Below are 24,607 nucleotides of genomic sequence, written 5' to 3'. Positions count from 1 at the left end.
GCACGCTGCGCGCATACCTTGTAGGAGCCGGCTTGCCGGCGAAGAGGCCCTTGAGACTTGCTTCGGCCTGGATGACGCCATCGCTGGCAAGCCAGCTCCTACAGGGGAGGGTGTGAGCTTTCGGATTTGGCGGTGAGTTGTTCGCGGCAGTAATCTGCAAACAACTGCGCCGGCTTGGTCAGTTGCCCGCGCTTGAGCCATGCCGCCACCAGCCCTGAACCGGTGACCTCTTCTGCAATGTTCACGCACACCACTTTCTTCCCGTCGTAGGTGCACTCCGAGTGTGGCTTGGTGACCAGGATCGAGAAGCCGAATCCCTGGCCGACCATGCCGCGCACCATCTCAATGGAAGGCGAGCTAAAGGCGATGCGTGGGGTCAGGCCCAGCTCATCGAACAGGCTGACGAAGTAGGTCCGGCTCGGTTGCACGTCCAGCAGAATCATCGGTTCCAGGCACAAATCCCGCAGCGACACCTGCGCCTGCTGGGCAAAGCGGTGATCGGCCGGTAGCAGCGCGTAAGGCCGTTGTGCCGGCATCAATGGTTCGGTCTCGATGGTGCCGTCGAGATCGTGCTCATACAGGATCGCCAGATCGAACGCGCCGGACGTCAGGCCTTGCACCAGCTCTTGCTGCTCGCCATCGCGGATGCGGATTTCCACCCCCGGGTACAACGCCGAAAACCCGGCAATCAATTGCGGCAGGTACAGCGGTGCGACCGTTTCGAAGCAGCCGATATCGATTTGTCCGGACACCACATCGTTGTCGGCCAAAGCGTTCTGTTCGAACTCCTTGGCCATGCGCAGCAGTTCCTGGGCCTTGCGGTAGAAGCGTGCACCACTGGGGGTCAATGACACGCCCTGTGCATGGTGACGAATCAGCAGTTGCACGCCGAAGCTGTCTTCCAGCCCTTTGATGGCCGTGGAGATCGATGGCTGGGCGATGTACAGCTTGCGCGAGGCCTCGGCGACGCTGCCGCACTCGACGGTGGTGATGAAGTACTTCAATTGACGCAGATTGTAGGCAGCCACAGCAAACCTCGGGGAAGGGCGGATCAGTCATCCTGGCAATTTGCGCGCCACCCCGATCCGCTCGGGTGACGATTTGTTGTGTTTGAACAATAACCACATGCTGCGCCAGTGGGGAGATTGGCTAAGCAGTTTTTTGTTGGCCTGCGAACACATATTTACTGGTTTTCCACCGCTTGGGCCTGAGCGACTATCCAATACACAAGAATGTCCACCGGAGCATCTGAACGTGTTCGAGCTTGAGTATTGGCAACGCAAGGCCGCTACGCTGCGGTTTCCCGACCTGGCGGTGATCGACGGTCAGCACCTCCCGGCGCAGTCGGGGCAGACGTTTGCCGCGATCAATCCTGCCACCGGGCAATGCCTGGCCAACGTTGCCGCGTGCGGCGAAGAAGATGTGCATGTGGCAGTGCGCAATGCGCGGCAAGTCTTCGAGGCAGGCACCTGGGCTGCACGGTCACCGAGCGAGCGCAAGCAAGTGCTGTTGCGCCTGGCCGACTTGATCCTGGAAAACCGTGAAGAACTGGCGCTGCTCGATTCGCTGAACATGGGCAAACCGGTCACGGACGCCTACAACATCGACGTGCCGGGTGCCGCCGGGGTGTTCCGCTGGTACGCCGAAAGCCTCGACAAACTCTACGATCAGGTCGCGCCGAGTGCGCAGAACGTGCTGGCAACCATCACCCGCGAAGCCCTTGGCGTAGTGGCTGCCGTGGTGCCGTGGAATTTTCCACTGGACATGGCCGCCTGGAAACTTGCCCCGGCCCTGGCCGCTGGCAACTCCGTCATTCTCAAACCTGCCGAGCAGTCGCCGTTTTCCGCTCTGCGCCTGGCTGAGCTGGCGCTAGAGGCGGGGATTCCAGCAGGAGTGTTCAACGTGCTGCCGGGTCTCGGCGAACAAACCGGCAAGGCCCTCGGTCTGCACCCGGACGTCGACTGCCTGGTGTTCACCGGCTCCACTGAAGTCGGCAAATATTTCATGCAGTACTCGGCGCAATCGAACCTCAAGCAGGTGTGGCTGGAGTGCGGCGGCAAGAGCGCGAACCTGGTGTTCGCCGATTGCCAGGACCTCGATCTGGCCGCCGAAAAAGCCGCGTTCGGCATCTTCTTCAATCAGGGCGAAGTGTGCTCGGCGAATTCGCGGTTGCTGGTGCAGCGTTCGATTCATGACGAGTTTGTCGAGCGCCTCAAGGCCCAGGCCGAACGCTGGCTGCCGGGCGACCCGCTGGACCCGTCGAGCGCCGCCGGGGCCATCGTCGACAATCGTCAGACCGCGCGCATCATGAAGTTCATCCAGCAGGCCGAACAGCAAGGCGCGACCAAAGTCTGTGGCGGTCGGCAGTCAATTTTCAACGGCTCCGACAACTTCATTCAGCCGACGATTTTCACCGGCGTGACGCCGGACATGCCGTTGTTTCGCGATGAAGTGTTTGGCCCGGTATTGGCGATCACGCCATTCGACGACGAGGCCCACGCGTTGCAACTGGCCAACGACAGCGTCTACGGTCTGGCGGCTTCGCTGTGGACCGACGACCTCAATCGCGCCCACCGGGTGGCGCGACAATTGCGAGCAGGCACGGTGTCGGTCAACAGCGTCGATGCGCTGGACGTGACCGTACCTTTTGGCGGCGGCAAGCAGTCCGGTTTCGGTCGCGACCTGTCGCTGCACTCATTCGATAAATACACCCAGTTGAAGACCACCTGGTTTCAATTGCGCTGATAACAAAACGGAGAACCGGCGATGACCACACCACGTGAAACCCGCGACTACCAGGCCGCCGACGCTGCGCACCACATCCATGCGTTCGTCGATCAGAAAGCCCTCAACGACGAGGGGCCACGGGTGATGGTCCGTGGCGAACGCCTGCACCTGTGGGACAACGACGGTCGGCGTTACCTCGACGGCATGTCCGGGCTGTGGTGCACCAACCTCGGTTACGGGCGCAAGGACCTGGCCCTCGCGGCGAGCCAGCAACTGGAGCAGTTGCCGTACTACAACATGTTTTTCCACACCACCCACCCGCAGGTCATAGAGCTGTCCGAGTTGCTGTTCAGCCTGCTGCCGGCTCACTACAGTCACGCGATCTACACCAACTCCGGCTCCGAAGCCAACGAGGTGTTGATCCGTACGGTGCGTCGTTATTGGCAGGTGCTCGGCAAGCCCGAGAAGAAAGTCATGATCGGCCGCTGGAACGGTTACCACGGTTCGACCCTGGCCGCGACGGCGCTGGGCGGCATGAAGTTCATGCACGAAATGGGCGGCATGATTCCGGATATCGAGCACATCGACGAGCCGTACTTCTTCGCCCACGAAGGCAACCTGACGCCGGCCGAATTTGGCCTTCGCGCAGCACAGCAACTGGAAGCGAAGATTCTTGAACTGGGCGCAGACAAGGTCGCTGGCTTCATCGCCGAGCCGTTTCAGGGCGCTGGCGGGATGATCTTCCCGCCGGAAAGCTACTGGCCGGAAATCCAACGCATCTGCCGCAAGTACGACGTGCTGCTGTGTGCCGATGAAGTGATCGGCGGTTTCGGTCGTACCGGCGAATGGTTCGCCCATGAGTATTTCGGTTTCGAGCCGGACACCCTGTCCATCGCCAAGGGTTTGACCTCGGGCTACATCCCGATGGGTGGCTTGATCCTGTCGAAAAAAATGGCCTCGGTACTGGTGGAGCAGGGCGGTGTGTTTGCCCATGGCCTGACCTATTCCGGACACCCAGTGGCGGCGGCGGTGGCGATTGCCAACCTCAAGGCCTTGCGTGATGAAGGCGTGGTGACGCGGGTCAAGGACGACATCGGCCCCTACCTGCAACAGTGCCTGCGCGAAGTGTTCGGCAAGCACCCGTTGGTGGGTGATATTCAGGGCACGGGCCTGGTCGCGGCACTGCAACTGGCCGAAGACAAAGACAGCCGCAAACGCTTTGCCAACGAGAACGACATTGCGTGGCGCTGCCGCACGATTGGTTTCGAGGAGGGGGTGATCATTCGTTCGACGTTGGGGCGGATGATCATGGCGCCGGCGTTGATTGCCAGCCGTGAAGAGATTGACGAACTGATCAGCAAGACCCTGAAAGCGATGGATCGCACGGCGCAGGAATACGGCCGGCTCTGATATCGCCTGAAGGTCCTTCGGACCTTGATCGCCGGCAAGCCAGCTCCTACAGGTTTTGCGTCGCCCCTGTTTTTTGGGTGCGACAAAGAACCGTAGGAGCTGGCTTGCCGGCGATCGCTATTGCACATTCAACACATTCTCCAGGTTCTGCACCCACCTCGGGCATCCCCGCCCGCAGCGCTCTCTTCCGGTGCGCGCTAAGCAGTTTTTTCATCGTCCACATCCACATATTTCCTCATTTTCCTAAGCCCTCCCATGGGCCACCATCGTTCTCGCCAGCCCGCCGAATGCTGCCCGCCGAAGGGTCCCTTAGAGACCCCAGGTCGCAGCCGATTCAGGGCTCGCCGTACTGCCCATGACAAAACTAAATCAACAGCTTTGGGAGTGCTCCATGACCAAGTCCTTGCTCACGCGCATCACTTATCCACTGGCGGTCACCGCCATCGCCGCGACGGTCGCCACCAGCGTCCAGGCCGGCACCTTGTCTATCGGTCATACCACCTGGGTCGGCTACGGCACCTTGTACCTGGCCCGGGACCTGGGCTACTTCAAGGAAAACGGTTTGACCGTCGAATTGCCGGTGGTCGAGGAAGCGGCGATGTACATGGCCGCACAAGCGTCCGGCGAGTTGTCGGGCTCGGCGTCGACCATCGACGAGGTGCTCAAGTACCGTCCGCAATTCTGCTTCAAGGCCGTGGCCGCGCTGGATGACAGCCATGGTGGCGACGGCGTGCTGGTGGGCAAGGACGTCAAGAGCCTGCAGGAACTCAAGGGCAAGTCCGTTGCGGTGAACGAAGGTTCGACCTCGCAATTCTGGCTGTCCTATCTGCTGAAGAAACACGGCATGAGCATGAGCGACATCACCGTGCAGAACATGACAGCCGACGATGCCGCCACCGCATTCATCGCCGGTCGTGTACCCGCCGCTGTGACCTGGGAACCGCACCTGTCGATGGTGCGCGACAAGCAGCAAGGCAAGGTGCTGATCGACAGCAGCAGCACGCCGGGCGTGATCATCGATGTAGTGGCGCTGAACTGCTCGGTCATCGAAAAACAGCCGGAAGACGTCAAGGCCCTGGTGGCCGGTTTGTACAAAGCCGTGCAGTACACCAAGGACCATCCGCAGGAAGCCTACAAAATCATGGCCAAAGGTGTCGGCGGTTACCTGTCCGATCCGAAAGAGCTGGAAGCCGCCGCCCAAGGCGTACGTTTCTACGATCAGGCGATGAGCGAAAAACTGCTGGGCTCGCCGGGCAAGCCGGGTGACAGCGCACCGCTGATCAAATTGGCCAACGAGACCGCCAGCGAACTGCAAGGCAAACCGTACAACGTCAGCAATGACGACCTGATCGACAACCGTTTCGTCACCCCGCTCTAGGAGGCTGCATGTTCAAGCGCAATTCATGGCTGAGCCGCTGCATCACGCCCAAGACCGGTTTGCCGGTCTCGGTGATCTGGAGCGCGAGCGGCCTGGCCTGGGTGTTGTTGGTCGGCCTGTGGGCCGGGTTGTCCTACGGCGGCGTGGTGCCGGGCATGTTCCTGCCGACACCGGGCGCGGTGGTCGAAGCCGCCGTGCGGTTAGGCCGCGACGGCACCCTTGGCCAGCATGTGTGGGCCAGTGTCGAAGTGGTGATGGTCGGCTTCATTGTGTCGTCTCTGGTGGCGGTGCCGTTGGGCTTGCTGATGGGCAGCTTTCGCATCGTCCAGGCCTTCCTTGAACCGCTGGTGAATTTCATTCGCTACCTGCCGGTGACCTCGTTCGTGCCGCTGTTCATCCTGTGGATCGGTATCGGTCTGGAGCAGCGGGTGTCGGTGATTATTTTCGGTGTGTTCTTCCAGCAACTGGTGATGATCGCGGACGTGTCCAAAGGTATCTCCAAGGACTTGATCAACGCTTCCTACACCCTCGGTTCGAACCGTCGTGACGCGGTGCTGCACGTGATTGCCCCGGCTTCCCTGCCAGGTGTGCTCGACACCCTGCGTGTGACCATGGGCTGGGCCTGGACTTACCTGGTGGTGGCTGAACTGGTCGCCGCTTCCAGTGGCCTGGGTTACCTGAGCCTCAAGGCCATGCGTGGTTTTCAGGTGGATGTGATTTTCCTCGCCATCGCGATCATCGGCCTGCTGGGTCTGTTCACCGATCAACTGTTCCGTTTCCTTCGCCTGAGGATCACCGCATGGGCTCAGTAACCGCCGCCACTCATCGTTTTGTCGCCCCTCAGGCTTTCCCGGTGAACGCGCCCCGGCTGCAAGTGGACAAGGTCAGCCTGCGTTACAACAAACCCGATGGCGGCACTTTTACCGCGTTGGAGGAAGTGTCGTTCGAGGTGCCGGACCAGCAATTCGCCGTGCTCGTCGGGCCCTCTGGCTGCGGCAAGTCGAGCCTGCTGTACCTCACCGCTGGCCTGGCCGAACCGACATCAGGCGAGATCTACGTTGGCGGTCAGCAGGTCGAAGGCCCCGGCGCGGATCGCGGCATGGTGTTCCAGAGCTACACGCTGTTCCCATGGTTGACCGTGCGGCAGAACGTCGAGTTCGGCCTAAAACGTCGCGGCATGCCGGCGGCGCAACGCAAGGACATCGTCGATTACTACGTCAACGAGGTGGGTTTGAGCGGCTTTGCCGACAACTACGCCAAGCAGCTTTCCGGCGGCATGATGCAGCGCGTGGCGATAGCCCGGGCGTTGGCGAACGACCCGCAGATCCTGCTGATGGACGAACCCTTCGGCGCCCTCGACAGCCAGACCCGCCTGCAAATGCAGCAGCTGTTGTTGCGGGTCTGGGGCAACAGCAAGAAGACGGTTTTGTTCGTGACCCACGACATCGACGAGGCAATTCTGCTGGGTGACCGGGTCTACGTCATGGGCGCCAGACCTGGGCGGATCAAGCAGATTCTGGACGTGCCGATCGAGCGTCCGCGCAATCTGGACATGGTCATGGAGCGCTCATTCATCGAGATGAAGCGCGAGATTTTCGGCCTGCTGCATGATGATCTGGAGGAGGTGCATTAAGCCGCCAACGCACATCCCCTGTAGGAGCTGGCTTGCCAGCGATGGCGATTGATCATTCAACAATGATGTCGATTGACACTACGTCATCGCTGGCAAGCCAGCTCATACAGGTTATGCGTTAAGGCGCAGCCGGTAGAAGGAACCGTGCAATCACCGGCAGGTGATCGGAGATGCGCAACGTATCGTCCTGCCGGACCTGTGCTTCGACCCGTTTGATTCGCGGACTGTAGAACAGGTAGTCGGCGGTCCGGTCCGGGCCGTTCAGTCTCGGATCATTCGGGTAGTGGGTCAGCCAGCGTTCGCGGTCGACGCCACCGGCCTCGTTGTTGTTCGGGATCATCGGGTATTTGTCCCACAGCACATGCAAGGCGCTGTCGGCGGAGTAGGGCGTGCGTTGCGTGTCGGGCAGGCGTCGGTATTGGCCCAGCGGCAACAGATTGAAGTCACCGCCAATCAGCCACGGTGTGCCACGGCTTTCGAGCTTGTCGAGCACCTTGGCCACGGCGCTCACCTGGGTTTGCAGCGTATCGTCGGCCTGGGCCGAGCGCTCCAGATGGGTGTTCAGAACCGCTATCTGCCCGCCGTCACTCAACGGCAAGTAAGCCACCAGCAAGGCGTCTTTCGGTTGGAACTGGCGGCTGACCGGGTTGGTCGAGGCGACCGGCAATTGCAGCCGTTCAGCATGTTCGATCTGGAAGCGGCTCAGGGTTGCCAACTGCCGGCCAACGCTGCCGAAGATGTGCGTATTGGGGACGAAATCGGCCTTCCAGTCGAAGGCGCTGGTGCTGCACGGATACAAGTCGGCGACCCGTTCCTGTAACAGTTTCAGCTGGTTCTGGTAACCGCTGGCCTTGGCGCCGTTGTCGAGTTCCTGCAACAGCACTATGTCCGGTTGCTCGTCTCGAATCACCCGCGCCACTTCGTCGAGGCTGAAGGCCATGTCTTCCGGCGTAGGGCTGTCGTCGGTGCCAGCGGCCAAGTCATTCCAGAACACATACCGCTTGCCGGCCAGGTACTGAACGTTCCAGGTCATCACCTTCAGCGCCTGGCCGGGCGCCAACGTCGGTGCCTGGGCGCTGCAATTGACCGCCAGCACTTCCTTGGCCTCGGGGCGCCAGGTCAGGCTGTAGATCGACAGTGCGATCAGACCGATCAACATCGTCAGGCCCAGCAGGGTGTAGCGCAGTAGACGGGTCATGGCTCGGCTTATTAGCGTTACAAAATTGTTCCCGAGCATACCCGAGAGTGATGACTGCGCCCAAGGTCAGAGCGGTGCGTCATTGTTCTCGGGCAGTGGGCTGATCAGCATGAACAGTCGGAACAGCACCACGCTGGTGAACAGCTGCAGGAAACTGTGGGCGCTGTCGATCAGTATGGAAACCACCGGGTTTTGAGGTTCCGGGTACGCCGCCAGCGTCAGGCCTTTGAGCAGCCACAGCGGCCCCATCACACACAGGATGCACAGCAGGATGCGCATGAAGTGACCTTTAGTCATGCGCAGGCTTTCTTTCATCGCCACCAGTGGCGCCAGGCCCCGCAGGACCAGCAGGTATTCGCCGAACGCCAAGGTCACCATCAGGTAGATGCCCGGCAGGAAATACAGCGACAGGCCCAGCAGAATCAACACGGTGTTGAGGGCCGTCAGCAGGGCAAAGCGTGGCCACAGATAGGCGGACCGCGACAGCAGCTCGCGGTTGCTCGGCGATTCGCCCCGGCTGCGGGCATCGAGAAACAGGATCAGTGCGGCGGTGTACAACGGGTACACCAGCAGGCCGACGATCACGCTGATGCCGGGGAAACTGTCCGGCTCGGTGGAATGATCAACCACCTGTTGCAGCAACGCTTCAAGGATCACCAGCGGCAGGCACAGCTGCACGATCTGACCCAGATTGCGCTTGAAGAAATACAGGGAGTCACGCAGTACATCTAACGGATTCATCAGTCGGTATCGCTGGTTGTAATCAGGTGCACACTGTAACCGATGATGTGCAGGCGTAAGCAAACGTAAACGTTCGGTAAAGGACATTGAAACATCTTGTTTCAGCCTCCATTAAGGTCGAGCAGCTTATCCTCAATGGATGAAGGCAACGATTTTCCCGGCAATCTACGAGGTCGCCATGAACAGCGAAGAACAAACCCTGATCGATGGACTGTTTTCCCGGCTGCAACAGGCCGAAACGGACGCAGCCCCGCGCGACGCCCAGGCCGAGGCGCGGATCAAGGAACACCTGACGCGCCAGCCGGCGGCAGGTTATTTCATGACCCAGGCGATTCTGGTGCAAGAGGCGGCGATCAAGAGTCTCGATGAACAGAACAAGCAACTGACCCAGCAGGTCCAGCAATTGCAGGCTGAGCTGCAACAGGCCAGGACACAGTCGGCCCCGGCTTCAGCACCGAGCAGCGGTGGCTTTTTGTCGAGCATCTTCGGCGGCGCTTCCCGCGATCCACAGCCCGCGCCAACCCAGAGTGCGCCACCTTCGAACGCGGGCTGGCGTGAACCGGGGCGTTCGTCGTTCGGCTCACAGCAGAACTTCGGAGCAGCGCAGCAGAATTACGCCCCTCAGGCGCCAGCAGCGGCCGGGAGCAGTTTTCTCGGCGGGGCACTGAAAACGGCTGCGGGCGTGGCGGGTGGTGTGATGCTGGCACAAGGCATCAGCAGCCTGTTCCAGCACAATCAGCAACCGCAGGAAGTCGTCGAAGTCATCAAGGAAGAGCCGGCCCAGGTCAACGACCAGAGCAACAACACCTGGGGCGATGACCAGCGCATGGCGGGCAACGATCAGGGCGGCTTCGACGACGCCGATTACAGCGATGAATCATTCTTCAGCGGCGACGACGATTCCTTCGTCTGACACACCTGTGGCGAGGGAGCAAGCTCCCTCGCCACATAGCCGATTATTCGCGGAATATTCCTCGACGCTGGCATACTGGGCGCCTTTCGGGCCTGGAGCCTGATTTCAGCCTTGAGGAAAGCCGGTGAAAAAAATCGCAGTGTTCGCCGATGTCCAAAACCTCTACTACACCGTGCGTCAGGCCTATGGTTGTCATTTCAACTACGCTGCGCTGTGGGCTGACATCAGCAAACAGGGTGAAATCGTTGAAGCCTATGCCTACGCCATCGATCGTGGCGACAGCAAGCAGCAGCAGTTCCAGCAGATCCTGCGCAACCTCGGTTTCACCGTGAAGCTCAAACCCTATATCCAACGCAGCGACGGCTCGGCCAAGGGCGACTGGGACGTGGGTATCACCCTCGACATCATGGACGCCGCCGACCATGTCGACGAAATCGTCCTGGCCTCCGGCGACGGTGATTTCGACATGCTGCTCGAACGCATCATCAACAAGCACGGCGTGCAAGCGGTGGCCTACGGGGTGCCGGGTCTGACCGCCAACTCGCTGATCCGCGCCGCCAGCCGCTACGTGCCGATTGAAGGCGCTTTGCTGCTCAAGAATTGATTTTTACGGAGTTGAAACAGGTTTGGAACGCATCGCAGTCATCGACTTTGAAACCACCGGGATCTCCCCAAGCAGCAGCTGCCGGGCCACGGAAATTGCCGTGGTGATCCTTGAACAGGGGCGCATCGTCGAGCGTTACCAGAGCCTGATGAACGCCGGCGTGCGCGTCCCGGCGTTCATCGAGCAACTCACCGGCATCAGCAACGCCATGCTGCGCACCGCGCCATCGGCGGAGCAGGTGATGAACGAGGTCAACGAGTTCGTCGGCACCACGCCGTTGCTGGCGCACAACGCCGCGTTCGACCAGAAGTTCTGGGACTTCGAGCTGGGGCGGATCAAGCGCACGCGGTTGCAGAACTTCGCTTGCTCGTTGCTGTTGGCCCGACGCCTGATGCCTGCGGCGCCGAACCACAAGCTCGGCACCCTCACCACGTTTGCCAACCTGCCCAATACCGGCAAGGCCCACCGGGCGATGGCCGATGCCGAGATGGCGGCCAACCTGACCACGCACCTCGCCGAAGAGTTGTTGCAGAAGCATGGCTTGCGCGAGCTGTCCCATGATTTGCTGTGCAAGTTGCAGAAAGTACCGGCCGCGAAAGTAACCGAGCATCTCCAGCGCTATCGCTGACCCCGAGTACACCGCACATCCCCTGTAGGAGTCGGCTTGCTGGCGAAAGCGGTGGATCAGCCAGCATCGGGTTTGAATTTGAATCCGTCATCGCTGGCAAGCCAGCGCCTACATGTAACTATTTGCCATTGCCTTCGATATGCCCCAACGGCACGCGCTTCTCTATCGCACTCGACAACACAATCGACGTCTTGCTGAACCCGAACGTGGCAATCCGGTTGATCAGCTCTTCCAGCTCCGGCATCGAGCCCACCGCCGCTTGCATGATCACGCATGGGTCACCTGTCACCCGGTGGCATTCGGTCAATTGCGGGATTTTGATCAGGTCGTCGTAGGCCTTCTGGTTGCCGTGCTGGTTCAGGCGCAGTTCGATCACGCACTGGATCGGCAGGCCTAGCTTGGCCATGTCGACTTTCGCCTGGTACCCGGTGATCACGCCGCTGGCTTCGAGTTTGGCCACGCGCTCGGCCACGGCCGGGGCGCTCAGGTTGACCTTGCGCGCCAAGTCCGCGTAGGACGCGCGACCGTTTTCCAGCAGGGCGCTGAGCAGCATGCGGTCGTATTTGTCCATGGTGGCGACTCCTGAAAATGACTGACTTTCGAAAGCACGGTTTATCGCAATAATCTCCGTGATTTTAAAAGTGTACCGGCGCGATAAACACGTTTTGTAACTTATTTTCCACCGTTGGCCTTTCTAGAATAGCCATTCACTTGTCTTGCCTGCGAGCTGCTCCCCATGCCTGGCCTCCGTCGCTTTCCCTTACCGTTGATCGCTGCCTTTTTCGCGTTGTACGTGATTTGGGGTTCGACGTATCTGGTGATTCGCATCGGCGTGGAGTACTGGCCGCCGTTGCTGCTGGCGGGCGTTCGTTTCGTGATTGCCGGGACGCTGATGTACGCCTATCTGCGTTGGCGCGGGGCACCGGCGCCGACCTGGGCGCAATGGAAAGCCGCGGGCATCATCGGGATCTTGTTGCTGGCGTGTGGCAATGGCGCGGTCACTGTGGCGGAACACACCGGCGTTGCTTCCGGCGTTGCAGCGCTGGCGGTGGCGACGGTGCCGCTGTTTACCTTGCTCTGCGGATATTTCTGGGGTGCACGTAATACCCGTCTCGAATGGGCCGGGATTGTGCTCGGGATCATCGGCATCGCGATGCTCAACCTGGGGTCCAACCTGCAATCGAGTCCATTGGGGGCGGCGTTGCTGATTTTTGCAGCGGCGACCTGGGCCTTTGGCTCTGTTTGGAGCAAACACCTGCCGTTGCCTCAGGGCGCGATGGCCAGCGCGGTGGAAATGCTGGTGGGCGGCGTCGTGTTGTTGATTGCCAGCGCAGTGAGCGGGGAACACCTGGAAAAAATGCCGCCGATTGAAGGCTGGGCCGCGTTGGCGTACCTGACCGTGTTCGGTTCGATCATCGCTTTCAACGCTTACATGTACTTGTTGAAGCACGTGCGCCCGGCGGCAGCGACCAGCTATGCCTACGTCAACCCGGCGGTGGCGGTGTTGCTGGGCATCGTGTTTGTCGGTGAAACCATCGGCATCGAAGAAGCGCTGGCCATGCTGGTGATCATCAGTGCGGTGGTGTTGATCGGCCTGCCGCAGTGGCGTCGTGCACCGCAACGGCCAGTGGTGACGGCTGTGCCGACAGAATCCCGCGTGAATTAGGGTAAACTGCGCGGCATTGCACACCCGCGCTGATTTTTCCTACGGTACTCCCATGACTTTCGCCACCCTTGGCCTGATCGAACCCTTGCTGCGCTCCCTCGAGACGCTCGGCTACCAGACTCCGACGCCGGTTCAGGCGCAAGCCATTCCGGCGGTGCTGGCCGGTCGCGACCTGATGGCCGCCGCCCAGACCGGCACCGGCAAGACGGCCGGTTTCGCCTTGCCGCTGCTGCAACTGCTGGCCATGGAAGGGCCGAAAGTCACGGCCAACTCGGTGCGTGCGCTGATCCTGGTGCCAACCCGCGAACTGGCGGAACAGGTTCACGAAGCCGTGCGCCAGTACGCCGAAAACCTGCCATTGCGCACTTACGCGGTGTACGGCGGCGTCAGCATCAACCCGCAAATGATGAAGCTGCGCAGCGGCGTTGATCTGCTGGTGGCAACCCCGGGGCGTTTGCTCGACCTGTTCCGCCAGAACGCGCTGAAGTTCAACCAGTTGCAAACCCTGGTGCTGGACGAAGCCGATCGCATGCTCGACCTGGGCTTTTCCGAGGAGCTGGCGAACATTTACCGTGCGCTGCCGAAGAAACGTCAGACGTTGTTGTTCTCCGCGACCTTCTCCGACGACATCCGCCTGCTGGCCGGGCAGATGCTCAACGACCCGCTGACCGTTGAAGTGAGCCCGCGCAACGTCGCGGCCAACACCGTCAAGCAATGGATTGTGACGGTGGACAAGAAGCGCAAGCCGGAACTGTTCGTGCACCTGATGCGCAAGGGCAAGTGGAAGCAAGTGCTGGTGTTCGCCAAGACCCGCAACGGCGTGGACGCGCTGGTGGAAAAACTCCAGGGCCTGGGCATCAACGCCGACGGCATCCACGGTGACAAACCGCAAGCGACCCGTCAGCGTGCACTGGACCGTTTCAAGGCGAGTGAAGTGCAGATACTGGTCGCTACCGACGTGGCCGCCCGTGGCCTGGATATCGAAGACTTGCCGCTGGTGGTCAACTTCGACTTGCCGATCGTGGCGGAGGACTACATCCATCGCATCGGTCGTACCGGCCGCGCGGGTGCGACTGGCGAGGCGATTTCGCTGGTGTGTGCTGATGAAGTGAATTTGCTGTCGGCCATCGAAATGCTGACGCGCCAGACCTTGACGCGTCAGGGCGAGCCTGATTTTGAACCCGAGCACCGCGTGCCGGACACCGATGCCAGCGGTCAGGTGGTCAAGAAGCCGAAGAAACCGAAGAAGCCAAAGGCTTCGGGTGGCGGCGGTGGTAAACGCAATCTGGGTAAATGGGTCGATAGCGGGGAAGCGGCGCCAGTGGAACCTTCGATCAAGCCTGTGCGCAAAGTGCCGGTGTTCAACACTGGGCCGCGTAAGCGTAAGCCTTAATTTCGCACTACGTCCGTTAGGTCGTCATCGCCAGCAGGCTGGCTCCCACAGGTTTTTGTGAACGACACAAATCCCCTGTGGGAGCCAGCCTGCTGGCGATGGGCGCTGCGCGGTCTTCAGCCCTTGCGCTGCAACCACTGCACCATTCCCAATCCGGCCGCTCGCCCACTGGCGAAACACGCGGTCAGCAAATAGCCGCCCGTCGGCGCTTCCCAATCGAGCATTTCCCCGGCGCAGAACACGCCAGGCATTTGCTTGAGCATCAATCGCTCATCCATTGCTTCGAACAACACTCCGCCCGCGCTGCTGATGGCCTCATCGAGTGGACGGGTTTTCACCAGCGTCAGGGGCAATGCCTTGATCGCGTTGGCCAGCAGGGCCGGGTCAGTGAATGTTTCGGCAGGGGTCAGTTCCCGCAGTAGCGCCGCTTTCACGCCATCGATGCCCAACTGACTGTGCAAGTGCTTGGCCATGGAGCGTGAGCCCCGGGGTTTGCTCAATGCCGCCGTCACTTTATCCACAGGCCGGCCCGGTAACAGGTCCAGATGAATCGTTGCCGAACCGTGCTGGTTGATTGCCTCGCGAATCGGTGCCGACAGGGCGTAGATCAAACTGCCTTCGATGCCGGTGGCGGTGATCACGCATTCACCCAGCCGTGGCACGTCGTCATTGAGACCGATAGCGATGTTTTTCAGCGGGGCGCCAGCGAATTTGCTGACCATCAAATCGCTCCAGGCCTGCACCTCGAAGCCGCAATTACTTGGCTGCAAGGGCGCGAGTCCTACACCGCGTTGCTCCAATGGCAACATCCACGCACCGTCCGAGCCCAGGCGCGACCAGCTGCCGCCGCCGAGGGCGAGGAGGGTGGCGTCGGCTTGCACGGTTTTTTCGCCTTCCGGGCTGTCGATGCGCAAGTCACCTTGGTCATTCCAGCCCAGCCAACGGTGACGGGTGTGGATAACGACGCCGCTGTCCCGCAGGCGCTTGAGCCAGGCGCGCAGCAAGGGCGCGGCTTTCATGTCGGTCGGAAACACCCGGCCGGAACTGCCGACGAAGGTTTCGATGCCCAGATCATGAATCCATTGGCATAACGCATCGGCACTGAAACCTCTCAGCAACGGCGCGATCTGCGGGGCGCGTTCGGCGTAGCGTGAGAGAAATGCCGGATAGGCTTCGGAATGGGTGATGTTCATGCCGCCGACACCGGCCAGCAGGAATTTTCGACCGACTGAAGGCATGCCGTCGTACAGGTCGACCTTGATCCCGGCCTGGCTCAACACTTCAGCCGCCATCAAACCGGCGGGGCCACCGCCGATGATGGCGACCGTAGAAGGGGAGGTATTTGAAGGCTGGGTCATGGAATGCGCTGCGGTCTGGCTGGATAAGCCGCGCATTCTACCAGCCCGATACCCTGTAGGAGCGAGCGTGCTCGCGATAGCGGTCTGTCAGAAGGTTATGCCTTGAATGTGCCTACGCCATCGCGAGCACGCTCTCTCCTACAGGGGGAGCGGTGTTTTCTAATGCTGGTTAAAAAACAACCACTGTTCTGTAGCCTTTAAGTAACAAGGCCTGTAGGCCCTTTCACTCAGGTTATCCACAGGCAGTTCCACAGGCATTGTGGGTAAAGCATCCACACGTCAGTGACAACCTGATGACGCCCAGACCCGTTGCGCGCTGTGATGGAGGATGCCGTGCCGGCGAGCCAGGGCCTGACGGTCCTTGCTGTAGCCGCCACCAATCACCCCGACCACCGGGATGTCGCGGCCCAGGCAATGACGCATGACGCTTTCATCCCGGGCGGCGACGCCTTCGTCTGTCAGCTTCAGATAACCCAGGGCGTCGTCTTTGTGTACATCGACGCCTGCGTCGTACAGCACCAGGTCCGGTTGGTAGAGCGGCAACAGATAATTGAGCGCGTCATCCACCACTTTCAGGTAATCCGCATCGCCCATGCCCTTGGGCAGTGGAATGTCCCAGTCACTTTCGGCCTTGCGTGCGGGAAAGTTCTTCTCGCAGTGCAGGGAAACGGTCACCGCTTCGGGGGTGTTGTGCAGAATTCGTGCAGTCCCGTCGCCTTGGTGCACATCGCAATCGAAGATCAGCACCCGGTTCACACGACCGCTTTGCAGCAGGTAATGGCTGATCACCGCCAGGTCATTGAAGATGCAGAACCCGGCCGGGTAGTCGTAGTGAGCATGGTGGGTGCCGCCCGCCAGGTGACAGGCCAGGCCATGTTCCAGCGCCTGTTCGGCCGCCAGTATCGAACCGCCGACCGCCCGCACCGTTCGCCGCGCCAGCGCTTCGCTCCACGGCAGGCCGAGGCGGCGCTGATCTTCGCGGGACAAATCGCCACTCATGTAGCGTTCGATATACGAAGGGTCATGGGCGAGGGCGAGAATCTCTGCCGGGCACAGCGGCGGGCGCAGCAAATCGGCGTCGCGGGTCAGACCACTGTCTATCAGGTGATCGCGCAGCAGGCGAAATTTGTCCATGGGAAAGCGGTGATCCGCCGGGAATTCAGGACTGTAGTCTTCGTGATAAATCAGCGGCAGCGGCATGATGATTTCGTGCGGGAATGAGAGACGGATCCTACCAGCGTTGTAGACTTGCAGCATGCAAACGGAGGGGCGGGGAACGATGGAGCCAATACTGGAACTCGAAAGCGCTCGGCTGCTGTTACGCCAGTGGCGAGACGAGGATTTGCCGGAATTTGCGGCGATGTGTGCCGATCCGCAGGTGATGCGTTACTTTCCGGAGCCTCTGAGCCGACTGGAAAGTGCATCATTGATCGGGCGAATCCGTGGTCATTTTGCCGAGCATGGTTTCGGTCTCTGGGCCCTGGAACGCAAGGACACGGGCCAGTTCATCGGTTTTACCGGGCTGGGCGTGGTCGGTTTCGACGCACCGTTTACCCCAGCGACCGAAATCGGCTGGCGCCTGGCCCGCGAACATTGGGGGCTGGGTTATGCCAGTGAAGCGGCATGGACCGCTCTGCGCTGCGGGTTTGATCGCTTGTGCGTGAATGAAGTCGTGTCGTTCACCGCTGACAACAACCTGCCCTCGCAGAAAGTCATGCAGGCGATCGGCATGCATCATGATCCGGCCGATGACTTCAACCACCCGAAACTCTCCGCGGATCATCCCTTGCGTCACCACGTGCTGTACCGCATCAGCCGTGAACAATGGCTGCAAACCTTGCATGGCTAAGCCGGCACGGACGTTTACAATGGCCACCATGGCCCGGTCCGGAAACTGTATCGACCGCCGCAGCCAAGACTGCGCGGCAATGTGTTGTGTGAGGAGAGTCTGAATGAGCCAAGTGTTGGAAGATCTGGTCGACCTGTTGACCCTGGAACCGATCGAAGAAAACCTGTTCCGTGGTCGCAGCCAGGACCTGGGTTTTCGCCAGTTGTTCGGCGGCCAGGTGCTCGGCCAGTCGCTGTCGGCGGCCAGTCAGACCGTTGAAGAGGCGCGCCACGTGCATTCGATGCATGGCTACTTCCTGCGCCCGGGCGACGCCGGTTTGCCGGTGGTGTATCAGGTTGACCGCGTGCGCGATGGCGGCAGTTTCAGCACGCGCCGGGTGACGGCGATCCAGAAAGGCCACCCGATCTTTACGTGCAGCGCGTCGTTCCAGTACGACGAAGAAGGCTTCCAGCACCAGACTGAAATGCCGAAAGTGGTCGGCCCGGAAAACTTGCCATCGGAGCTGGAAATCACTCAGCAGCGCGCCCATCTGATCACCGAGACGATGCGTGAAAAGCTGCTGTGCCCCAAGCCGATCGAGTTCCGCCCGGTGACCGAAAAAGATCCCTACAACCCGCTGCCGTCCGACCCGGTCAAGTACGTCTGGTTTCGCGCCGACGGCGCCTTGGCCGACTCCGCGGCACTGCACAAATATCTACTGGCCTATGCCTCGGACTTCGGCCTGCTGGTGACTTCCATGCAACCTCACGGCAAAACGGTCTGGCACAAGGATATGCAGGTCGCCAGCCTCGACCACGCGCTGTGGTTCCACCAGGATTTGCGCGCGGACGACTGGTTGCTCTACGCGATGGACAGCCCTTGGGCCGGCAACTCGCGGGGTTTCAACCGTGGCAGCGTGTTTAACCGTGCCGGGCAACTGGTGGCGTCGGTGACCCAGGAAGGGCTGATCCGTCATCGCAAGGATTGGGCATGAGCCTGGCCGACGTGCGTCATTGGGTGTTCGACATGGACGGCACCCTGACCGTGGCGGTGCATGACTTCGCGGCGATTCGTGTGGCGTTGGCGATTCCGGCCGAGGACGACATCCTGACCCATCTCGCCGCGTTGCCGGCGGATGAAGCGGCGGCCAAACACGCCTGGCTGCTGGAGCACGAACGAGACCTGGCGCTGGGTTCGAAACCTGCGCCGGGTGCCGTGGAACTGGTGCGTGAACTGGCGGGTCGCGGTTATCGCCTGGGCATCCTCACGCGCAACGCCCGCGAGCTGGCGCACGTCACGCTGGAAGCTATCGGTCTGGCCGACTGCTTTGCGGTGGACGATGTACTGGGTCGCGATGAAGCGCCACCGAAGCCACATCCCGGCGGTTTGCTGAAACTGGCCGACGCGTGGAACGTGCCGACGAGCGAGATGGTGATGGTCGGTGACTACCGGTTTGACCTGGATTGCGGCCGCGCAGCGGGTACGCGGACGGTGCTGGTGAATCTGCCGGACAATCCGTGGCCGGAACTGACCGATTGGCATGCGGCGGATTGTGTCGAGTTGCGGCAGATGCTTTGCGCTTGATTTCTCTGCATCAAAAGATCGCAGCCTTCGGCAGCGCCTACTGAAGGCTGCGATTTTTTACTCAAACAACGCCTTCTGCCCCTGTGGCGATGTAAACATCCCGTCGCCGTCATGCCCGACCCCGGGCACTTCTATCAGTTGCTGATGCAGTCCTTTGGGTTGCAACCGCTTCAGATAATCAAAATAGAACCGCCCCCGCGCCAACCGATACGGCCCTTGAGCCTTGGCTTCACAGCTTTTATCCAGCGCCGGATGATTCGGGTCGGTGTCCTGCTGGCCCAACAGGTAAACGATGTCACGCTTGAGGTACTTTTCCTGCAACTGCGCGGGCGATTGTCCTTCGCCGTACGCGGGTAAATCAGCCAATCCATATTTCCAGCGATTGAACTGCGGGCAACCGGCGTGGCTGAACGCAACCGGCCGACGCTCATCGAAATAGGCGTAAGACGACGGGTTGGCAATCACATATCGCACCTTCACACCCGCCGCTTCGAGGGCTGGCTGAGCGTGGCCGAGCAGTGCATAGCGCTGAACCACCTGCGCGCCGCCGGAATGTCCGGCAACCACAATCTGCTTCACATCGGCAAACTGCTGGCGGTCACCCAGGCGGGCGATGATGTCGTCCAGCGCCTGGTAGGCGCTCATGCGAAACGGCGCCGTGGATTCGCCGCCGGCCATCCACTCGTTGCCTTGCCAGCGTAAAACGGTGTCCGCCACCGGTTGCAGCGCGACGTCGGTTTCGTTGAGAAACTGCGGGGCGATCACCAGGGTCGTTGCGCTTTGCCCGGCCAGCTCGACCGCGCGCTCACCCGTCTGCAGATAGGTTTGCGCGTTGCGCGAGCGACCGTGGAGGATGATCAGCACCCGCTCGATTTTTTCCGGTGCGGGGCTGATACCCACCGCTATTTCGCCGGACCTCAAGAGCAGGCGACCGGGACTGACTTCCTTGACCCCCAGCTCGGTGGCCTGGGACGTTGTGCAAGTGAACAGCAAAAACAACAACCACTTCTTCATTTACAGATTTTTCGCCGCAAAGGTATCGCACTGGCCCACCTGGCCCTGGGCGAAACCGGTTTTGAACCAGCGCATTCGTTGCGCCGACGTACCGTGGGTGAACGAGTCCGGCACCACACGGCCCTGACCTTGTTGCTGCAAACGATCGTCACCAATGGCGTTCGCTGCATTCAGTGCTTCTTCGATATCGCCCGGTTCCAGCCAGTTCAGGCGTTTTTGTGCGTTGTTGGCCCAGACCCCGGCCAGGCAATCGGCTTGCAGCTCCTGGCGGACCAGCAAGCCGCCGTCACCTTCCATCTGCCGACCCTGTTGACGCGCTGCCTGAATTTTCGCGGAGACGCCGAGCAAGGTCTGCACATGGTGTCCGACTTCGTGAGCGATCACGTAGGCCTGGGCGAAATCGCCAGCGGCAGAAAATCGTCGGGACATCTCCTCAAAGAACGCCATGTCCAGGTAAACCTTCTGGTCCGCAGGGCAGTAGAACGGGCCGGTTGCGGAGGTGGCCAGGCCACAGGCCGAATTGACGCGGTTGCTGAACAGCACCAGCGTCGGCTCCTTATATTGACGACCGGCCTGCTGGAAGATCTGGCCCCAGGTGTCTTCGGTATCGCCGAGGATCGAGCGTACGAACTCAGCCCCTTGATCGTTGGCCGGTGGTGCCTGACGACTCGGGTTGGTCGCCGGTGCCGATTGCTGATCCATTTGCCCGGTCAACTGCCCGAGGATTTGCAGCGGGTCCTGGCCGGTGATCCAGCCGATGCCGACGATCAGGAGGATCGCCGTCAGGCTCAAACCCTTGCCGCCACCAAAACGCATGCCGCCACCGCCACCGCCGACATCATCACCGCGGGCATCGACCACGTTGTCGCTGCGTCGGCCTTTTTTCCATAGCATGTAGAAATCCTCTGGTTGTCCGTGCGATGAGTGTTGCTGTTGAGTAGGACCGGCGCCAGTCCGGTCGTCAGACTGCTCGTTGTGCTTCTGGTTCCAGATTTCGCTTCATTGGTCTTATCTTCTAGAATCAGCAAAATTTCGTTTTGGAACGTCCCATGGCTGGCAGTCAGATCGAGCGTGTCTTCAGCGTGTTGGAAAGTCTCACGGGGGAGCCTCAGGGGCTGCCGATGCAGACGTTGGCCGAGCAACTGGATATCCCCAAAAGTGCGACTCATCGTCTGCTCGCCGAGCTGATCCGTTTGGGCTACGTACGGCAAAATCCGGAAAACCTGCGCTATCACCTGTCGACCAGACTGGTCGCCATGGGGTTTCGTTATTTGTCGGTCAGCGGCGCGGATATCGTTCAGCCGGTGCTCGATCGTTTGGCCCGGGAAACCGGTGAACTGGTTCGACTGGGCGTCATCCAGGGCGAGCGACAAGTCTGGATCGCCAAATCCCAAGGCGCCCGCTCGGGCCTGCGTTACGACCCGGACATGGGACGCGACGCGCCGTTGTTCTACACCGCTTCCGGGCACGCGTGGCTGGCCAGCATGAGTGATGCCGAGGCATTGTCGCGGGTGGAGCAGCAAGCACAGGAATTGCCTTACGACATCGGGCCGAATGCGCCACGCTCGAACATTGAATTGCTGGAACGTTTGCGTCTGGCTCGGGAGCAGGGTTATGCCTGGGTCGAAGAAAGTTCGGCAGTGGGCACATCGGCGATTGCGGCGGTGATACGCCACCCGCTGGATAACCGTGTGATCGGCGTGCTCAGTGTGGCGGGGCCGAGTGCACGATTGCCTGGTGCGCTATTGCATGAACTGGCACCCACGTTGCTGAAATACACTGAGGAGTTGTCGGAGGCGAGCCAGGCGTCTGAGTTGTTTAGTTGAGCGCGTGTCATCTGCTTCACTATGAAGCGTGCGGTGTTCGCCCGTTATTTCGCTTTCCCTGTGTGAAAAAGTGGAACCAGGTTCTAGATTGTTCGAATCGCGCATCAACTTTAAAAGGACTTCGTCTTGACGTCGCTTAACAGCACCCCGCTTTCCGGCGTCAATCAGCCCTTCAAAGGGATCCTGTTGATCGTTGTCGCCACCTTCCTGTTTTCCACTCACGACGCTTTTTCCAAATACCTCTCTGGGTTCTATCCAATCGTCATGGTGGTGTGGGCGCGTTACGTGGTGCACACATTGCTGATGGCCGGGATTTTCCTGCCGCAATCCGGGCTGCGGGTGCTGCGCACCAAACGGCCGTGGCTTCAGCTGATTCGCGCATTGTGCCTGTTGGGCACCAGCCTGTTTTTTACCACGGGGTTGATGTACATACCGCTGGCCGAAGCCACCTCGGTCAACTTTCTTGCGCCGGTGCTCGTTACCGCGTTGTCGGTGCCGCTGCTGGGCGAACGGGTGACGCGAGGGCAGTGGCTGGCGGTGATTTTCGGGTTTGGCGGGGTGCTGATCATTGTGCACCCGGGGGGGGATTTGTTTACCCCGGCTGTGTTGCTGCCATTCTGCTCGGCGTTGTTTTTCTGCTTCTATCAACTGCTGACGCGCAAGCTCAGCGAGATCGACAGCCCGACCACCAGCAACTTCTTTGCAGGCTTGTGCAACACGCTGGTGATGAGTGCGCTGGTGCCGTTCTTCTGGCAGACGCCGAACCTGGAGCATGGCGCGATGATGCTGGCGCTGGGCGCCTGCGGGATGACGGCCCATCTGTTTTTGACCCAGGCGTTCCGTCTTGCGGCACCGGCGCTGCTGGCGCCGTTCAGCTATTGCCAGATCATCTTTGCCGGTCTGCTGGGCTGGCTGCTGTTTTCCCACACGCCGACATTGACCACCGTGATCGGTATCGCCGTGATTTGCTGTAGTGGGTTGGCGGCGGCGTGGCAGCAAAGCCGCCGGTAAAAGCCCAAAAAGAAACGACCTGTAGGAGCGAGCCTGCTCGCGATGTTCGTTAACGATGACGCGGGTTGTCTGGATACCCGCATCGCGCTCGGTTTTTCGCGAGCATGCTCGCTCCTACAGGGGGTAATGCGCCGAACGTCAGTCGGTGATGGTCGGAATCTTGCGCGGCGCCATGAAGTACATCCAGGTCAGCGCAATGAAGTACATCGCCGGAATCATGGTGAACAGCACGGTGTAGTTATTATTGGTGACGGTCAGGATATGGCCGACCAACTGAGTCATGAACATCCCGCCAATCGCCGCACACATCCCGCCGAAACCGAACACCGTACTCATCATGTGCTTGGGCGTGTAATCCATGACCAGGCTCCAGATGTTCGCGGTCCAGGCTTGATGCGCACCGATGGCCAGGGAGATGGCGGCTACCGCGACCCACAGGTTGCTGGAACCGGCCGCCATGATCACGCCGATGATGCAGCAGGCGAACAGGAACATCGACATCAGCCGCGCCTTGATCGGGTTGACTCCGCGCCCGATCAGGAACGAGGAAAGGATGCCGCCGCCGACACTGCCGAAGTCGGCAGTGAGGTAAATGATGATCAGCGGGATACCCATCTGGGTCACGTTGATGCCCAGGTTGTATTGCTGATTGAGGAACGGTGGCAGCCAGTACAGGTAGAACCAGAAAACCGGCGCGGTCATCGAGTAGGCGAGGGCGAAGGCCCAGGTGCCGCGCATGCGCAGGATTTTCGAGAACGGTACGCGGGTTTGTTCCGGTTCGACTTCGTTCTGGATGTAGTCGAGCTCAGATTGTTTCACGCTCGGATGATCTTCCGGGTTGAAGTATTTCAGGCCCCAGAACAGCAACCAGATCCCGCCCAGTGCCGACATGCACATGAACGCGGCTTGCCAGCCCCACACATGCAGGATCAGCGGCAACAGCATGGGGGTGAACATTGCCCCGACGTTGGTGCCGGCGTTGAAGATACCGGTCGCTACGGCGCGCTCGCCGGCCGGGAACCACAGGCGCGTGGTCTTCACGCAGGCCGGGTAGTTCGCCGCTTCCGTCAGGCCGAGGATAAAACGGCAAACCATGAAGCCGACCGCCGAAGTGGCGAGGCCGTGTGCGCCGGTCGCCAGGCTCCAGAGCAGCACGGCGCAGAAGAACACGCGCTTGACGCCGACCCGGTCGATCAAGCGCCCTTGCAGCACGAAACCGATCGCATAACCGACCTGGAACCAGAAGTTGATGTTGGCGTAGTCCATCGCCGTCCAGCTCATTTCCTTGGCCAGGATCGGCTGCATCACGCCCAGGGCGGCGCGGTCTATGTAGTTCAGGGTGGTGGCGAAAAACACCAGCGCCAGCATGCCCCAACGGGTTTTGCCGACCGCCATGGCGCCGCGGATTTTGTCGCCGATACCGCCGGCAGTGACGCTCATGGCCGGAGCCATGCGTGAGCTTTGGGAAGGAATCATGTGTGCCACCCGTTTTTGAATTTGTTATGTGGTGTTCTGAAGCATCGAACTCGTTGTTATTCACCGCGACCGGTATGGCCTCAATGTGGAGTCGATGTTGGGCAGTGGACGAAAAACCGTCAATTCGCCTACGGCCATTTTGTTCGATAATCGCACACAAAACTAACTGGATAGTACACTTTGAATTGCTGTGTCAGCCTGTCAGCTCAATAATTCTCG

General features: G+C 60.4%; 24 protein-coding genes. 15 read left to right on the top strand and 9 right to left on the bottom strand.

Annotated elements, in window-relative coordinates:
- Positions 1 to 98: 98 nt before the first annotated feature.
- Complete coding sequence (locus QYH43_RS16140; RefSeq protein WP_095057229.1) at positions 99 to 1,028, bottom strand: LysR family transcriptional regulator; 930 nt, start codon at positions 1,026 to 1,028, stop codon at positions 99 to 101.
- Positions 1,029 to 1,254: 226 nt separating this feature from the next.
- Here QYH43_RS16140 and QYH43_RS16135 point away from each other — a divergent pair, with 226 nt between their 5' ends.
- From QYH43_RS16135 to QYH43_RS16115, 5 genes are all read left to right on the top strand, one after another.
- Complete coding sequence (locus QYH43_RS16135; protein WP_301157410.1) at positions 1,255 to 2,745, top strand: aldehyde dehydrogenase; 1,491 nt, start codon at positions 1,255 to 1,257, stop codon at positions 2,743 to 2,745.
- Positions 2,746 to 2,766: 21 nt separating this feature from the next.
- Positions 2,767 to 4,137, top strand: a complete 1,371-nt coding sequence (locus QYH43_RS16130) for an aspartate aminotransferase family protein (protein ID WP_301157409.1) — start codon at positions 2,767 to 2,769, stop codon at positions 4,135 to 4,137.
- Positions 4,138 to 4,528: 391 nt separating this feature from the next.
- Positions 4,529 to 5,515 carry an ABC transporter substrate-binding protein gene (locus QYH43_RS16125; protein ID WP_301157408.1) on the top strand — a complete coding sequence of 329 codons (987 nt, stop codon included), beginning with the start codon at positions 4,529 to 4,531 and terminating at the stop codon, positions 5,513 to 5,515.
- An 8-nt stretch (positions 5,516 to 5,523) separates the two neighbouring features.
- Entirely contained in the window at positions 5,524 to 6,327 is an 804-nt protein-coding gene (locus tag QYH43_RS16120) for an ABC transporter permease (RefSeq protein WP_053162649.1), read from the top strand.
- Positions 6,315 to 7,148: an ABC transporter ATP-binding protein gene (locus tag QYH43_RS16115; protein WP_301157406.1), complete on the top strand. Its 834-nt coding sequence runs from the start codon at positions 6,315 to 6,317 to the stop codon at positions 7,146 to 7,148. Before QYH43_RS16120 ends, QYH43_RS16115 begins: the two co-directional genes overlap by 13 nt.
- A gap of 118 nt (positions 7,149 to 7,266) precedes the next feature.
- Here QYH43_RS16115 and QYH43_RS16110 read toward each other — a convergent pair whose 3' ends face one another.
- Together QYH43_RS16110 and QYH43_RS16105 are read right to left on the bottom strand one after the other, a co-directional pair.
- Positions 7,267 to 8,346 carry an endonuclease/exonuclease/phosphatase family protein gene (locus tag QYH43_RS16110; RefSeq protein ID WP_301157405.1) on the bottom strand — a complete coding sequence of 360 codons (1,080 nt, stop codon included), beginning with the start codon at positions 8,344 to 8,346 and terminating at the stop codon, positions 7,267 to 7,269.
- A gap of 66 nt (positions 8,347 to 8,412) precedes the next feature.
- Positions 8,413 to 9,087 (bottom strand): YciC family protein, encoded by a 675-nt coding sequence (locus QYH43_RS16105; RefSeq protein WP_301157403.1) that lies wholly within the window; start codon positions 9,085 to 9,087, stop codon positions 8,413 to 8,415.
- A gap of 178 nt (positions 9,088 to 9,265) precedes the next feature.
- Between QYH43_RS16105 and QYH43_RS16100 the strand changes: the two genes are divergently transcribed.
- The 3 genes from QYH43_RS16100 (at position 9,266) to QYH43_RS16090 (ending at position 11,232) form a co-directional block, all read left to right on the top strand.
- Positions 9,266 to 10,000, top strand: a complete 735-nt coding sequence (locus QYH43_RS16100; protein ID WP_095057328.1) for a DUF2076 domain-containing protein — start codon at positions 9,266 to 9,268, stop codon at positions 9,998 to 10,000.
- 124 nt (positions 10,001 to 10,124) lie between these two features.
- Positions 10,125 to 10,604 carry an NYN domain-containing protein gene (locus QYH43_RS16095; protein ID WP_301157402.1) on the top strand — a complete coding sequence of 160 codons (480 nt, stop codon included), beginning with the start codon at positions 10,125 to 10,127 and terminating at the stop codon, positions 10,602 to 10,604.
- A 22-nt stretch (positions 10,605 to 10,626) separates the two neighbouring features.
- Positions 10,627 to 11,232, top strand: a complete 606-nt coding sequence (locus QYH43_RS16090; RefSeq protein ID WP_095057221.1) for a PolC-type DNA polymerase III — start codon at positions 10,627 to 10,629, stop codon at positions 11,230 to 11,232.
- A gap of 118 nt (positions 11,233 to 11,350) precedes the next feature.
- On the opposite strand, the gene QYH43_RS16085 is transcribed toward QYH43_RS16090, so the two are convergent.
- Complete coding sequence (locus QYH43_RS16085; protein ID WP_007990688.1) at positions 11,351 to 11,803, bottom strand: Lrp/AsnC family transcriptional regulator; 453 nt, start codon at positions 11,801 to 11,803, stop codon at positions 11,351 to 11,353.
- A 165-nt stretch (positions 11,804 to 11,968) separates the two neighbouring features.
- Between QYH43_RS16085 and yedA the strand changes: the two genes are divergently transcribed.
- On the top strand, positions 11,969 to 12,898 hold the full coding sequence (yedA, locus tag QYH43_RS16080; RefSeq protein WP_301157400.1) for a drug/metabolite exporter YedA: 930 nt from the start codon (positions 11,969 to 11,971) through the stop codon (positions 12,896 to 12,898).
- A gap of 52 nt (positions 12,899 to 12,950) precedes the next feature.
- On the top strand, positions 12,951 to 14,291 hold the full coding sequence (locus QYH43_RS16075) for a DEAD/DEAH box helicase (protein ID WP_301157398.1): 1,341 nt from the start codon (positions 12,951 to 12,953) through the stop codon (positions 14,289 to 14,291).
- A gap of 116 nt (positions 14,292 to 14,407) precedes the next feature.
- Here the strand turns inward: QYH43_RS16075 and QYH43_RS16070 are convergent, their stop codons facing one another.
- The gene (locus QYH43_RS16070) at positions 14,408 to 15,649 is read right to left on the bottom strand and encodes a TIGR03862 family flavoprotein (RefSeq protein WP_301157397.1); all 1,242 of its coding nucleotides are present in this window, start codon (positions 15,647 to 15,649) and stop codon (positions 14,408 to 14,410) included.
- 279 nt (positions 15,650 to 15,928) lie between these two features.
- Positions 15,929 to 16,849: a histone deacetylase gene (locus QYH43_RS16065; protein WP_301157396.1), complete on the bottom strand. Its 921-nt coding sequence runs from the start codon at positions 16,847 to 16,849 to the stop codon at positions 15,929 to 15,931.
- A 79-nt stretch (positions 16,850 to 16,928) separates the two neighbouring features.
- Between QYH43_RS16065 and QYH43_RS16060 the strand changes: the two genes are divergently transcribed.
- The 3 genes from QYH43_RS16060 to QYH43_RS16050 all read left to right on the top strand — a co-directional run bounded on the left by QYH43_RS16060 (position 16,929) and on the right by QYH43_RS16050 (position 19,061).
- Positions 16,929 to 17,498: a GNAT family N-acetyltransferase gene (locus QYH43_RS16060; protein ID WP_095057217.1), complete on the top strand. Its 570-nt coding sequence runs from the start codon at positions 16,929 to 16,931 to the stop codon at positions 17,496 to 17,498.
- Positions 17,499 to 17,601: 103 nt separating this feature from the next.
- Positions 17,602 to 18,471, top strand: coding sequence for an acyl-CoA thioesterase II (gene tesB / locus QYH43_RS16055; protein ID WP_301157395.1), 870 nt, complete (start codon positions 17,602 to 17,604; stop codon positions 18,469 to 18,471).
- Positions 18,468 to 19,061 (top strand): HAD family hydrolase, encoded by a 594-nt coding sequence (locus tag QYH43_RS16050; protein WP_301157394.1) that lies wholly within the window; start codon positions 18,468 to 18,470, stop codon positions 19,059 to 19,061. The genes tesB and QYH43_RS16050 overlap by 4 nt, the downstream gene beginning before the upstream one ends.
- 57 nt (positions 19,062 to 19,118) lie before the next feature.
- On the opposite strand, the gene QYH43_RS16045 is transcribed toward QYH43_RS16050, so the two are convergent.
- Positions 19,119 to 20,075, bottom strand: coding sequence for an alpha/beta hydrolase (locus tag QYH43_RS16045; RefSeq protein ID WP_301157393.1), 957 nt, complete (start codon positions 20,073 to 20,075; stop codon positions 19,119 to 19,121).
- On the bottom strand, positions 20,076 to 20,969 hold the full coding sequence (locus QYH43_RS16040; protein WP_095057213.1) for a neutral zinc metallopeptidase: 894 nt from the start codon (positions 20,967 to 20,969) through the stop codon (positions 20,076 to 20,078).
- Positions 20,970 to 21,124: 155 nt separating this feature from the next.
- Here QYH43_RS16040 and QYH43_RS16035 point away from each other — a divergent pair, with 155 nt between their 5' ends.
- Both QYH43_RS16035 and QYH43_RS16030 read left to right on the top strand, forming a co-directional pair.
- The gene (locus QYH43_RS16035; RefSeq protein WP_301157392.1) at positions 21,125 to 21,901 is read left to right on the top strand and encodes an IclR family transcriptional regulator; all 777 of its coding nucleotides are present in this window, start codon (positions 21,125 to 21,127) and stop codon (positions 21,899 to 21,901) included.
- Positions 21,902 to 22,027: 126 nt separating this feature from the next.
- Positions 22,028 to 22,912 (top strand): DMT family transporter, encoded by an 885-nt coding sequence (locus QYH43_RS16030; protein ID WP_095057211.1) that lies wholly within the window; start codon positions 22,028 to 22,030, stop codon positions 22,910 to 22,912.
- Positions 22,913 to 23,050: 138 nt separating this feature from the next.
- On the opposite strand, the gene QYH43_RS16025 is transcribed toward QYH43_RS16030, so the two are convergent.
- Positions 23,051 to 24,364, bottom strand: a complete 1,314-nt coding sequence (locus tag QYH43_RS16025; RefSeq protein WP_301157504.1) for an MFS transporter — start codon at positions 24,362 to 24,364, stop codon at positions 23,051 to 23,053.
- Positions 24,365 to 24,607: the final 243 nt, after the last annotated feature.

Source organism: Pseudomonas sp. C32 (genome assembly GCF_030417915.1).
Classification (GTDB): domain Bacteria; phylum Pseudomonadota; class Gammaproteobacteria; order Pseudomonadales; family Pseudomonadaceae; genus Aquipseudomonas.
Note: the sequence above shows the minus strand (reverse complement) of the source record. Positions and strands in the feature narration are given on the sequence as shown.

Coding starts and splice junctions, on each gene's coding strand:
- tesB (WP_301157395.1), top strand. CDS start 17,602: ATGAGCCAAGTGTTGGAAGATCTGGTCGACCTGTTGACCCTGGAACCG.
- QYH43_RS16085 (WP_007990688.1), bottom strand. CDS start 11,803: ATGGACAAATACGACCGCATGCTGCTCAGCGCCCTGCTGGAAAACGGT.
- QYH43_RS16025 (WP_301157504.1), bottom strand. CDS start 24,364: ATGGCTCCGGCCATGAGCGTCACTGCCGGCGGTATCGGCGACAAAATC.
- QYH43_RS16115 (WP_301157406.1), top strand. CDS start 6,315: ATGGGCTCAGTAACCGCCGCCACTCATCGTTTTGTCGCCCCTCAGGCT.
- QYH43_RS16110 (WP_301157405.1), bottom strand. CDS start 8,346: ATGACCCGTCTACTGCGCTACACCCTGCTGGGCCTGACGATGTTGATC.
- QYH43_RS16060 (WP_095057217.1), top strand. CDS start 16,929: ATGGAGCCAATACTGGAACTCGAAAGCGCTCGGCTGCTGTTACGCCAG.
- QYH43_RS16070 (WP_301157397.1), bottom strand. CDS start 15,649: ATGACCCAGCCTTCAAATACCTCCCCTTCTACGGTCGCCATCATCGGC.
- QYH43_RS16120 (WP_053162649.1), top strand. CDS start 5,524: ATGTTCAAGCGCAATTCATGGCTGAGCCGCTGCATCACGCCCAAGACC.
- QYH43_RS16105 (WP_301157403.1), bottom strand. CDS start 9,087: ATGAATCCGTTAGATGTACTGCGTGACTCCCTGTATTTCTTCAAGCGC.
- QYH43_RS16125 (WP_301157408.1), top strand. CDS start 4,529: ATGACCAAGTCCTTGCTCACGCGCATCACTTATCCACTGGCGGTCACC.
- QYH43_RS16040 (WP_095057213.1), bottom strand. CDS start 20,969: ATGCTATGGAAAAAAGGCCGACGCAGCGACAACGTGGTCGATGCCCGC.
- QYH43_RS16130 (WP_301157409.1), top strand. CDS start 2,767: ATGACCACACCACGTGAAACCCGCGACTACCAGGCCGCCGACGCTGCG.
- yedA (WP_301157400.1), top strand. CDS start 11,969: ATGCCTGGCCTCCGTCGCTTTCCCTTACCGTTGATCGCTGCCTTTTTC.
- QYH43_RS16075 (WP_301157398.1), top strand. CDS start 12,951: ATGACTTTCGCCACCCTTGGCCTGATCGAACCCTTGCTGCGCTCCCTC.
- QYH43_RS16050 (WP_301157394.1), top strand. CDS start 18,468: ATGAGCCTGGCCGACGTGCGTCATTGGGTGTTCGACATGGACGGCACC.
- QYH43_RS16065 (WP_301157396.1), bottom strand. CDS start 16,849: ATGCCGCTGCCGCTGATTTATCACGAAGACTACAGTCCTGAATTCCCG.
- QYH43_RS16045 (WP_301157393.1), bottom strand. CDS start 20,075: ATGAAGAAGTGGTTGTTGTTTTTGCTGTTCACTTGCACAACGTCCCAG.
- QYH43_RS16035 (WP_301157392.1), top strand. CDS start 21,125: ATGGCTGGCAGTCAGATCGAGCGTGTCTTCAGCGTGTTGGAAAGTCTC.
- QYH43_RS16100 (WP_095057328.1), top strand. CDS start 9,266: ATGAACAGCGAAGAACAAACCCTGATCGATGGACTGTTTTCCCGGCTG.